Source organism: Eikenella sp. HMSC061C02, assembly GCF_001809035.1.
Taxonomy (GTDB): Bacteria; Pseudomonadota; Gammaproteobacteria; order Burkholderiales; family Neisseriaceae; genus Eikenella; species Eikenella corrodens.
Genome location: NZ_KV795539.1, coordinates 1 through 7,952, shown reverse-complemented (window position 1 = coordinate 7,952; position 7,952 = coordinate 1). Strand labels below are relative to the sequence as shown.

The following is a 7,952-nucleotide window of genomic DNA, read 5'->3' as shown; positions in this document are numbered from 1 at the left end:
AGACAGTACAGATAGTACGGCAAGGCGAGGCAACACTGTACTGGTTTAAATTTAATTCACTATATTTTTCAGGTAGCCTCTTGCTTGGCCTACAGGCTACCTGAAACAAGCGCCCTACTCTGCTGCCGCCATTTCCAGCATTTCGGCGGCATGGCGGCGGGTGGTGTCGGTGAGGGTTTCGCCGCCGAGCATGCGGGCGATTTCTTCGACGCGCGCACTGCCTTCGAGCTCGCGAATGGTGCTCACGGTTTGGCCGCCGCCGCTGTGTTTGCTTACCTGCCAATGCTGCGCGCCGCAGGCGGCCACTTGCGGCAGGTGGGTAACGGCGAGCACTTGGTGCTGCCGCCCCAACGTGCGCAGGGCGCGGCCAACGGTTTCGGCCACGCCGCCACCGATGCCGCTGTCTACTTCGTCAAAAATCAGGGTGGGAATCTGCGTGTATTGGCTGGCGGTAACCTGCAGGGCCAGGCTGATGCGGGCCAGTTCGCCGCCGGAAGCAACTTTGTTCAACGGCCGCAAGGGGCTGCCTTGGTTGGCGGCTACCTGAAACTGCACCTGCTCCAGCCCGTATGCCTGCGCTTCGCACGGGATGAGCTCGATGTGGAAACTCGCACCACGCATGGAAAGATGCTGCATGTGTTCGGTGGTTTCGGCGGCCAATTTGGCAGCGGCCTGCTGCCTTTGAGCAGACAGCTCGCGCGCAGGCTGCAAATAGGCGGCTTCGGCCAGGCGCACCTGTTCTCGCAGGGCTTCGATATCGGCGGCGGCTTCGGAATCGGCCAAATCCTGCTGCAGCTGCGCCAGGCGGGCAGGCAGGTCTTCTGGCTCGATACGGTGGCGACGCGCGGCAGACATCAGCTCGGCCATGCGCTCTTCCTGCGCGGCCAATTCGTCGGGGTTGATTTCGGCACGGGCGGCCACGCTGTGCATGTGGCTGCTGATTTCGCCCAACTCGGCTTCGATGCTATCCAGCATGGCCAGGCTTTCGGCAAAACGTGGCTCGATGCCGGAGAGGCTTTCCAGCTGGCGGCGGCAACGCCCGGCCAGGCTGTGCAGGCCGTTGTCGCCATCGATGTGGGCGGCCACTTCTTCGGCAGCCTGCAACAGCTCGGCAGCGTGCGCCAAGCTGTCGTAGCTTTGCGAAAGCTGCGCCCATTCGCCTTCCACCGGGGCGAGTTTTTCCATTTCGCCCACCTGCCAAGCCAGCCGCTCGCGCTCTTCGGCCAAACGCTCGCCCTCGGCTTCGGCGGTGGCCAAATCTTCTTGTGCCTGCCGCCATTGCCGATAAGCGGCTTGCACTTGCTCGGCCAATGGCTTACTGCCGGCAAAAGCATCCAACAGATCGCGCTGCACGGCTTCGCTGTTGAGCGAGTGGTGCGCGCTTTGGCCGTGGATGTCCACCAGGCGGCTGCCGATTTGGCGCAGTTGGGCCAGGGTGGCGGCCTGATTATTGATGAAGCTGCGGCTGCGGCCTTTGCTGTCGATGGTGCGGCGGATGGAAAGCTCGACCTCGTCTGCGCCGAGCAGGCCTTGTTCGCAGAGTTCGGCGCGCAATGCGGGCAAGCCGCTCAAATCAAACAGGGCGGAAAGCTGCGCTTCAGGGCAGCCGTGGCGGATTTGGCTGTAGTCGGCCTTGTCGCCGAGCAGCAGGCTGAGCGCATCGAGCGTGATGGATTTGCCGGCGCCGGTTTCGCCAGTAAGCACGGTAAAGCCGGGCTGGAAATCCAGATGGAGTTGCTCAACAATCACAAAATCGCGCAAAGAGAGGGCAAGCAGCATGGTGTTCTCGAAAGGAAGGAGTGAAGCGGATTATATAACAGGCTACCTGAAAACCGAGAGGCTACCTGAAAACGGTTTTTCAGGTAGCCTTTTGCTGTGTATCTTGGGATTACAGCAGTGCGTCTACAAACTCGCGGGCGTTAAACGGGCGCAAGTCGTCGATGCCCTCGCCCACGCCGATAAAGCGCACCGGCACGGGGCGGCGGCTGGCCAGCGCAGCCAGCACGCCGCCTTTGGCTGTGCCATCGAGCTTGGTGACGATGAGGCCGGTGAGCCCCAGAGCGTCATCGAAGGCAATCACTTGGTTCACAGCATTCTGGCCGATATTGGCATCCAGCACCACCACGATTTCATGCGGCGCGTCGGGCATGGATTTTTGCAACACGCGCTTCACTTTTTTGATTTCTTCCATCAAATGGGTTTGCGTGGGCAGGCGACCGGCGGTGTCGGCCAGCACGATGTCAATACCGCGCGCTTTGGCGGCTTCCACGGCATCGAAACAGACGGCGGCAGAATCGCCGGAAGCTTGGGAAATCACGGTAACACCGTTGCGCTCGCCCCATTCGGCCAGTTGCTCGCGGGCAGCGGCGCGGAAAGTATCGCCGGCGGCCAGCAGCACGCTTTTGCCCTGAGCTTGGAAATATTTGGCTAACTTGCCGATAGAAGTGGTTTTGCCCGCGCCGTTGATGCCGGCGAGCATAATCACAAACGGCCGTTTGTCTGCGGGCAAGGCCAGCGGTTGTTCCAGCGGTTTAATCAGCTCGTAGATGGCTTCTTTCAATGCGCCGCGCAGTTCTTCGCCGTCTTTCAGGCCGCGCAGGCTCACGCGTTGGCGCACTTCTTCCATCAGATGCTCGGTGGCTTCGATGCCCATATCGCTGGTGAGCAGCACGGTTTCCAGCTCTTCATACAGGTCTTCGTCTATCTTGCCACCGCCAAACACGCCGGCCAGCGATTTGGCCATCTGCTGGCGCGATTTGCTCAAGCCTTGCTTGAGGCGGGCAGCCCAGCCAAGCAAGGTTGGCTGCTCTGAAACTGGCTCGACAGCGGCTTTATGGATGTCGGTACTTGATGGAGCAACTGATTCTGCCGCTGTCTGCTCACTGAATGCTGGCTCGTTGCCTGCCTGAGCATCAGAGTCGTGTTCATCAATCGAAGCAGCTGCTTCAGCTGTAACAACAGATGTTTCGCCCGCTACTTGCTCTACTACTTCTACAGTCGGCACGGCATCAGTGATTTTATCTGCTTGTGTTTCAACAAGAGATTGTTCAGCCAAAACTTCCGGTTGTGCGGGCAATACTTCAGCATCTGCTTCTTCTATGCTTGCGAGCTCGTGTGCCGATATTTCGGTAGCTAAATCAGTCAACTCCAACTCAGTCACAGCAATTTCAGCAGCAGGCGTTTGGGCAGTAGCTTGCTCTGCTGTTTCTGATGTAGATTGCATCGCAACCTCTTCGGTTTGCACTGCTTCTTCAACCGCCTGTACCAACTCGGCTTCCTGTTGCGGGGATGTGGGTTGCGCTTTGCGCTTTCTAAAAAATCCAAAAACCATCTGGTTGGTTATACTCCATAAACAAACCGGTTTACTAACCGGCAATCGAACAAAGGCTACCTGAAACAGATTGGCTGTATTTTCAGGTAGCCTGGCGTACGGCACTCAGTGCGTATTGGAGAGGCGTTTAGCTGCTTTCCAAATCCACAATGCTACGAGCTGCACGGCGGGCATCGAGCAGAATTAGGCCCAATTTGGCGCTTTCGCGTGCGGTTACTACCAATACGGTGTCTTCACCGGCCTGAATCAGCAGGATATAGCCATCAGTGCCTTTCACAATCACCTGCTCCAATTCGCCGCACAGCAGCTCTTTGGTAGTACGGTTACCCAAGGCCAGCAGAGCAGCAGACATCGCGCCCACGCGATCCGGGTCGATATTGCCCTGGAGCATGGATGCAATCGGCAAACCGTCACTAGAAATAACGGCGGAAGCGGTAATATCAACAGACGAACTGTTCAAATCGCTCAATACGGAAGAAACTAATTGTTGTTGCATATCGTGTTTTCCCAATAGTTTAATTAGAATGTTTCAATTTGGTTCGCAGAATCAACGATTTGATACAGCGCCCGCACCAAAGATACAAATTCATCTTTATGCAACTGCGGCACGCCGCCGGTCACTAGGATAAATTTCAAATCACCGATATACAGCGGGAAAAAGGTCAGCTCGCTCTGGCCGGACGGATCGCAAATGCCCACCGCGTTGTGGTAGATGTTCAGGTTATTCTTAATCAGAAGACTGTGCTGTTCATACAAACGCACGGCTTCACTGGCCAGCACAGCGATTTCTTCGGCAGCTTCGTGGTTGAAACCGGAACTGGAGAAATAGAAACCGTCTTGATCCACCAACAATGCTTTTTGCACATCAGAAAGATGCATCAGGATATTGGGCAGGCCGGTACCGCTGAGTAAGTCGGTTTTCTTGTCCGGCTCGTCTTCGCCATACAAAAATTCCAAACGCTGCATGCGATACAACAAGTTGAGTGCGGCATCAATATCGTTGGTTTGCGCCCAGCGCAATACATTTTCCCGGCTAACGGTTTCCTGCTCACCAGCTTGTAGAATACCGCCCAGTAGAGTACGGCTAGCGCTTTGGCCTTTATTGGAAACCGCATAATATGCGCCGGCAGGAGTTACTCGTGGGTATAGATTAGGCTGCAAAAGTAGTGTCGAATCCATTTTTATACCTCTAAACCAGGATCAATTGAATACAGCATAGCTGTAACCAGCTGTTTCACATCGTTTTCGTTACGAGCATCAATTTCAAATACTGGCACGTTCATGCCGTATTGCAACAGATATTTCTGGTATACCTCGATACCCGGCGTGGCTTTCAAATCCATCTTGGTTACACCAACAACCACAGGGGCGGTTTTGAGCAAATCGCTGAATGAATCCAAGAAGAACTTCAGATCTTTCAAAGGATTGGAACGGGTATTATCCAGCAGCAACACCAAGCCCATACTGCCTTGGCTCAGAATATCCCACATGAAATCAAAGCGTTCCTGCCCAGGCGTACCGTACAAATGCACTTTGGTTTTTTCATCCAAGTGAATCACGCCGTAGTCCATGGCCACGGTGGTGTGGCTTTTCATGGAGGTCGTCATATCAGATGCACGGGCATCGGTCTTGATCGGCGGGTCGTCCGACAGTGCAGCAATAGCGGTAGTTTTCCCCACGCCGACCGGGCCTGTAAAAATAATCTTATTCTCTGCCATGTTATATTCCTTTATCGGCCAATAATTTTATTCATCAAACGTTGCAGCAGTCCGCGTTGTTTCGGTACTTCTTCATCGCCACTATCTTCATGCGCTCTGGCATGAACTCTCTCCGGACGCTGTATAGTTTGCGTTTGGGCGGCAGCCCTAGCTTGCCCTGCTCCAGTAGTTTGAGGCTCAGCTTGTCCAGCTGATTCCACAATCAGATGGTCGGTAACATAGACTGCAGTAAGATAATCAGCCAAATCTTTGTTATCGATAAGCATCAGCTTGTGCAGGATAGTCAGGCTACCTGAAGCCTTGGTTAAGAAGGCAGATAGGCGCATTGATTCGGCAAGCGGTGCCAAACGGGTCAGGTTTGGCCAGTTGCGAACTTTGAATACTGTATTTTTGTTGATGACTTTGGGGAAACGACCATTACCTGTCCAAATAGCCAGCTGCCACAAGCAAGCACTGATGGAGAGTTTTGCCTTAGCCTTCAAATGTTCTTCTGTGATTACTCGTGTCTGCAAATCAACAAACTTTTGCTCACACAAAGATTGGAGTGTTTCAGAATCGGTTGCCAGCAACACTTTCTGAACAGAAGGGAACACCAACAGCACAGGCTTACCATTGTGCATTACTGCCACATCGTTATCCTGCTTGGCTGCCTTGCGCACTTCGCCCAACAAGCCGCCGTCTTCATCAAAATGTTCGATGGTAATATTGGCTGAATGAGATTGTGTGGCTGCCGGTTCAGTCTCTTGTGTTGCCTGTCTAGAAACAGGAGCCGCTGAGCTGCCACTACTACTAGCCACCCAAATACCATTACCCTGTTGCAAGTTCTTCAAGTTCAAAAACAGAGTATCGAACTTAATTGGTTTGGCCAAATAAGGAGCGGTTACCGGAGGCGGAGAACTGGAGAAATACACCACTTTCGCATCTGGAAACTGATTTTTCGCATCTTTCCAAATCTCTACATCGGTATCGGCATCGGCCAATACCATATCCGGCTGAATGCCCTGCTCCACCGTAACCAGTTCATAATTGGTGATGCCGTGCATTTTGAATGCCATGCGGAACATCGCATATTGGCGCTCATCCATGCCCAACAGCATAATGTGAACCGTCTTCACTTGGGGGATTGCGTTATTAGTCATTTATTATGTCCGAACAGAACCGTAGTTGATTTTTTGTAGCAACTGGCTCATTGCCAATACTACCTCCTCTGGCGGATGCTGGATATTGGCACGTATCTTATGCAATACCTGCTCCAAGCGCTCCCACTCTTCCGCACGTTCGCAAATATCGAACAGCGTGATATACAGCTGCGATTCGCTGGGGTATTCCAAAATCGATTCTTCCAGCAAATTCATTGCTTCATCCAACTGACCGTACATCAATAACGATTCGACATCACGCAACACTTTTTCTGCCGGCGTCTGTTTTACGCTGACATCATCAGTACGTGTTCTAATAAGGGGTTTGCGGTGCGCTTTTTGGGTACTGGTGCCTCGATCTAAGAAACCGTTGGCAATCCCGATTTCGCGCAATTGAGCCTCATTCGGATTAGCTTCCAACTGAGTAAAGATAGGGTGTTCACCCAAGTTGAGACCCCAGCCCAGCATCCTTTCCTTCACTTGGCGGCCATACTGGCCTAATGTGTAGTAGAGCTGCCAAAGATGTTGGGCAAATCGGTCGATATTTTGATTTTTATAATCCAAACTCAGCGCATCAATAATCAATGCAGCCGGTTTATTGGCCTGGCGGATAGCCTTATTGGCATAGCTGACTGCCGCATCATAGGCCAATCTATCCTTCATCAGGCGATAGCCTGACTCAGGCTCCATAAAGCCCATCAGAGCGGCTTTTTCTTCATCGTGCACAAGAATAGCACCAGCATATTTGGAGTTGGTCACCAACTCCTTGCGAGTCTTGACTGACGCCAAATCTGCCACCTTCTGCTCGTTCTCGGCTTCTGCAACTGCACGACGGCTTTTCTGCTTGGTCTGCTTGCTTTGTGCCGGAGCATCCAATCCGTTGCGTTCGCCGATTTCGGCAGAGGTTTGCTGCACACCCCAGCCCAGCACTTCTTCAGCCAACACGCGTAGATTAAGGTTGTTTTTATCGACAGCCAAACCTTGTTTGATATAGTCCTCAGTTTGTGCTTTGGTGAGTAGGTTGCCGAACTGGCGCAAAGTTTCAGCCAACTCGTCCGGCTTTTTAGCATCTAGCCACAATTGCACCAACTCATTAACCAAAGTGCTGCGCATACCGTCGCTCACTGCTGCCGAGCCGGAAGTTAGATATTGAGACAGCGATTCGGCTGCTTTTTCATGGTAACCGAATTGCTTATAGACTTTATATTCCGTGAGTGCATCAACTTCCTGCGCCACATTGACTGCTGCTGCTTCCGCCTCCACATCAGGCACAGCTTCCCAACCCCAGTCTTCACTCACCTCAATCTCTTCAGGCTCAGATGGCGAAACTGCTGCAGCCTGGCGAACAGCTGCCGGCGCTGACTTTTTGCTGCCTGATCGGGCAGCAGCGCGTTTACCTCTGCCTTTTTTCTCTTCATCAACAGCGGCTTTTGCCTGTTGTTTTTGGCGGCGCTGCACAAAAATCAAGCCTGCCAAAACCACCAATAGCGGAACTAGAATCGTCAGATCCATTTATCCCACCCTCCCTAAACATAATTGAATGAAAATATTCATCCTACTTCTCTTAACATCTTTCCAAACACAAATGTCGGAAATTTAGACTAAAGTATATATTAATTTACACGTTCTATTCAAACGGATTAATGAAACTCTCCGCTAAAAAGAAAGAGATTACACACTAACAGCGTATCTTTTCTCTGCCCAGCAGGTAATAATTGATGGGGCTGACATAGATTAGCCCTAAATTCCACACCACTCCCGCAG

7 protein-coding genes are annotated in these 7,952 nt (G+C 52.6%); all 7 read right to left on the bottom strand.

Features of this window, described 5'->3' with window-relative positions:
• Nucleotides 1-114 precede the first annotated feature (114 nt).
• On the bottom strand, nt 115-1,779 hold the full coding sequence (gene recN, locus HMPREF2541_RS03455) for a DNA repair protein RecN (protein WP_070541735.1): 1,665 nt from the start codon (nt 1,777-1,779) through the stop codon (nt 115-117).
• A 109-nt stretch (nt 1,780-1,888) separates the two neighbouring features.
• The gene (gene ftsY, locus HMPREF2541_RS03450; RefSeq protein ID WP_003824089.1) at nt 1,889-3,331 is read right to left on the bottom strand and encodes a signal recognition particle-docking protein FtsY; all 1,443 of its coding nucleotides are present in this window, start codon (nt 3,329-3,331) and stop codon (nt 1,889-1,891) included.
• A gap of 127 nt (nt 3,332-3,458) precedes the next feature.
• Complete coding sequence (locus tag HMPREF2541_RS03445) at nt 3,459-3,827, bottom strand: roadblock/LC7 domain-containing protein (RefSeq protein WP_003824088.1); 369 nt, start codon at nt 3,825-3,827, stop codon at nt 3,459-3,461.
• 23 nt (nt 3,828-3,850) lie between these two features.
• Complete coding sequence (locus HMPREF2541_RS03440; protein ID WP_003824087.1) at nt 3,851-4,510, bottom strand: roadblock/LC7 domain-containing protein; 660 nt, start codon at nt 4,508-4,510, stop codon at nt 3,851-3,853.
• 2 nt (nt 4,511-4,512) lie between these two features.
• Entirely contained in the window at nt 4,513-5,049 is a 537-nt protein-coding gene (locus HMPREF2541_RS03435) for a GTP-binding protein (protein WP_003824085.1), read from the bottom strand.
• An 11-nt stretch (nt 5,050-5,060) separates the two neighbouring features.
• Entirely contained in the window at nt 5,061-6,188 is a 1,128-nt protein-coding gene (locus HMPREF2541_RS03430; protein ID WP_003824083.1) for a hypothetical protein, read from the bottom strand.
• A 3-nt stretch (nt 6,189-6,191) separates the two neighbouring features.
• Entirely contained in the window at nt 6,192-7,700 is a 1,509-nt protein-coding gene (locus HMPREF2541_RS03425) for a hypothetical protein (protein ID WP_003824082.1), read from the bottom strand.
• Nucleotides 7,701-7,952: the final 252 nt, after the last annotated feature.